Origin of the sequence: Vibrio scophthalmi LMG 19158, assembly GCF_000222585.1 — a bacterium.
Lineage (GTDB): Bacteria > Pseudomonadota > Gammaproteobacteria > Enterobacterales > Vibrionaceae > Vibrio > Vibrio scophthalmi.
The window spans coordinates 1-2,684 of sequence record NZ_AFWE01000181.1 but is presented as its reverse complement, the minus strand read 5'-3'; the positions used below and the strand labels follow the sequence as shown (position 1 = coordinate 2,684).

The window sequence follows — 2,684 nt, the reverse complement described above, 5'->3', positions numbered from 1 at the left end:
AATCACCGGTATTTTATTGGTGATCGAAATGACCAATAACTACTATTTGATCCTCCCCTTGATCATCACCAGTTTAGGCGCGGTGATTTTTGCCCAAATGCTTGGTGGCCAACCGATTTATAGCCAGTTACTCCACCGTACACTGAAAAATGAGAAGCTAAGACAAGCTGACTTACCGCGCGACGGGAATTGAGAATTGCATCACTAGCACCGAGCTTGATATTATCTGCGCCTATCGATTGGGCTATCTACGCTGCCTATCATTTTGACGATCAAGTACAGTAAATAGCTGTGCAAAATATATATCTTAGGAGCTCGGCTTGAACTGGAGAAGGCTGACACAATTTCAAAACGTTCCCCCTTCTTGTAATTAGTAAGAAGGAATAAAAAATAGTGAGATTTTCAGATATTTTCAGAGATTTCGTGAGAATCGAATAGAGGTAATGATAGCAAGGCTTTGAGCGCGACGATAATGATAGCATCGAGAGCGCCCGAATATTTTCAAATAAAAATTAACGATAGCACGTTAAAACAAATCAAAGTCTCATTTCAGCGATAAACACATCCATGTAACTGATAAATGAATCAATAAAGCATTATCTTGTGTTAGTGTTTGCTAATAAATAACTGCACACGGTTGCTGTATGTTTGTATCTGAATTTCAACCGCCACACTCCCATCGTTCGTGTTACTCCATATCTCAAGCCCCTTAACATCCATCAATAAGCTAAGCGCAAGGTGCTACCTTACGCTTGCTTTTTCTTTTCTATATCTAAATCTGAATTTATAGCAGCTGGATCAACTTTGTATCCGGCTAGGAGAGCGTATTTCGCTTTACGAATGAAAGCGAAAATCTCTTTGAACTCTTCATCGTCACAATCTGCAACTAAATCAAGCATTCTCTTATCTCGCTCATTGACGTAAAGGCTTTCCATGCCCTTATGTACAACTTGTTTGTGTATGGCTTCGATTAGTGAATCGTCAGACTCTAATATTAATGCCATGAGGATTTGTTTCGCATTACGCGCACGAAAAGCAGATGGTTCTGGCATTTCACTGTTGCCAGGGGATAGATCTTCCAAAGCTTCCCTAGGTATCGAATCTATATGATATTCATACGCTCTTCCTTTGATGCCTTCGGGTTTTCTTTTTAACCAGTTCTCTACTTTTGCTTTGTGATTAATCCCTCGTATTGTGCCAGGTAAGCCAGCGAGCCCTACTAGTTCTTTTGTTTGATACCACTCTTTCATACTTCCGTTTAGCCTCCAAGATAAAGGAAGCAACTTCCTTTTAAGGTTCATTGCTTCTTTAAAATAAAACATACTTAACAATCAATGGCTTACTAAAAATAAGCGAAATTACTTTAAATTTTTAAAGGAAAAGGTTTGACCTTTTAATTTCCTTTAACGTAATATACCCATAACGGAGCGTGTAACGGGTAAGAGTTACACGGACGGTTAACTTTTAATGGTGGCATAAGATGAAAGAAAAAGAAACGATCGCCAGTGATTGGCATCAAGCTGACATAAAAGCTGAGTTGGAAAAAAAAGGTCTAAATATGACAGAGTTATCCAGAACAGCTGGATTGGCTGAAGGGACTTTGAGAAACGTATTTAGAGTTAGATACCCTAAAGCTCAAAAAATTATAGCTGGTGCTTTAGGTGTTTCACCAGAAACGATCTGGCCTAGTAGATATTAAGGTGTTGCTATGTGGTTCTTAAGTAAGGAATTAATGGGCACCCCTGGTCTTCCAACTACATCTAGGGGGATTACTTGTAAAGCCACCAACGAAAACTGGCTGAAAAGAAAACCAGAGGGCGTTAAAGGTCGAGCATTTGAATACCATATCGACAGCTTGCCGATTGAAACTCAAAGGCACCTTCGTAAAGAGCAAGCCAGCAAAGCATTAAAAGACATTGTTGAGAAGTTCGAACTCGAAGAGCCAATTGCAGAGCGACAAGCAAAAGAAAAAGCAAAGCGTGAATCGCTTGCAAAAGAGCTGATGCATATCAGCCAAGAGCATAGAGAAAAAGCCCTAGTCCGTGCTGAGTTAGTCAGCTTGTACCACAGCTTTATCAATGCTCAGTCATTATCAAGGGGCGACCGAGCTATCGATCTCTTTTTGAAAGCGGTCAATACCTTAGAGTTGCCGTTTGCCAGAGACAACAAAGACGTGATCGATATGACGCGTATTGGATCTCAAATGCTCTACCGATGGGTGCGAGTTTTCCGTCAAGAAGGTGTGATAGGACTAGCGCTTGAGTTTAACAAAGCCAAATCGCGTAAGGGCCGCTCGCTAATTTCAGAGCAACCCGATATGGCTGAGTTCATTATCGCGACGATGATTGAGTATCCAACCACTAACGATCGCAAAATGCTGACATTGTTAGAGGCTCGGTACGGTGAAAGTACCTTTCAATTGCCCTCTCAAAGTTCATTGCGGATTTGGATGAGCAGTTGGAAAGAGAAGAACGCAAGTTCATTCACTTACATGACCAACCCAGACAAGTGGCGAAACGAGTTTATGAGCGCCTTTGGTGATGCCAGTGAGATTGCTCAAGCCCTTAATGATTTGTGGGAGCTCGATGCAACGCCAGGCGATATCGAGTGTGTTTGGGAAGGTAATCGTAAGCGTGTGCATATTTCAGGTGTGATTGATGTTTGGTCTCGCCGCGCAAGATTCT

General features: G+C 41.5%; 3 protein-coding genes and 1 pseudogene. 3 read left to right on the top strand and 1 reads right to left on the bottom strand.

The window, feature by feature from the left end:
• Positions 1-193, top strand: a pseudogene (locus RH88_RS14700) (H(+)/Cl(-) exchange transporter ClcA); the annotation flags it as partial.
• A 553-nt stretch (positions 194-746) separates the two neighbouring features.
• On the opposite strand, the gene RH88_RS22770 reads toward RH88_RS14700, so the two are convergent.
• Entirely contained in the window at positions 747-1,322 is a 576-nt protein-coding gene (locus RH88_RS22770; RefSeq protein ID WP_005597393.1) for a DNA-binding protein, read from the bottom strand.
• A gap of 158 nt (positions 1,323-1,480) precedes the next feature.
• Here RH88_RS22770 and RH88_RS14690 point away from each other — a divergent pair, with 158 nt between their 5' ends.
• Entirely contained in the window at positions 1,481-1,699 is a 219-nt protein-coding gene (locus tag RH88_RS14690) for a helix-turn-helix domain-containing protein (RefSeq protein ID WP_005597391.1), read from the top strand.
• 9 nt (positions 1,700-1,708) lie between these two features.
• Positions 1,709-2,684 (top strand): DNA-binding protein (locus tag RH88_RS14685; RefSeq protein ID WP_138944300.1); only part of this gene is annotated, 976 nt, incomplete at its 3' end.

Bases quoted from the DNA above. Each gene is read 5' to 3' on its own strand.
- RH88_RS14690 (WP_005597391.1), top strand. From the start codon at position 1,481: ATGAAAGAAAAAGAAACGATCGCCAGTGATTGGCATCAAGCTGACATA.
- RH88_RS22770 (WP_005597393.1), bottom strand. From the start codon at position 1,322: ATGTTTTATTTTAAAGAAGCAATGAACCTTAAAAGGAAGTTGCTTCCT.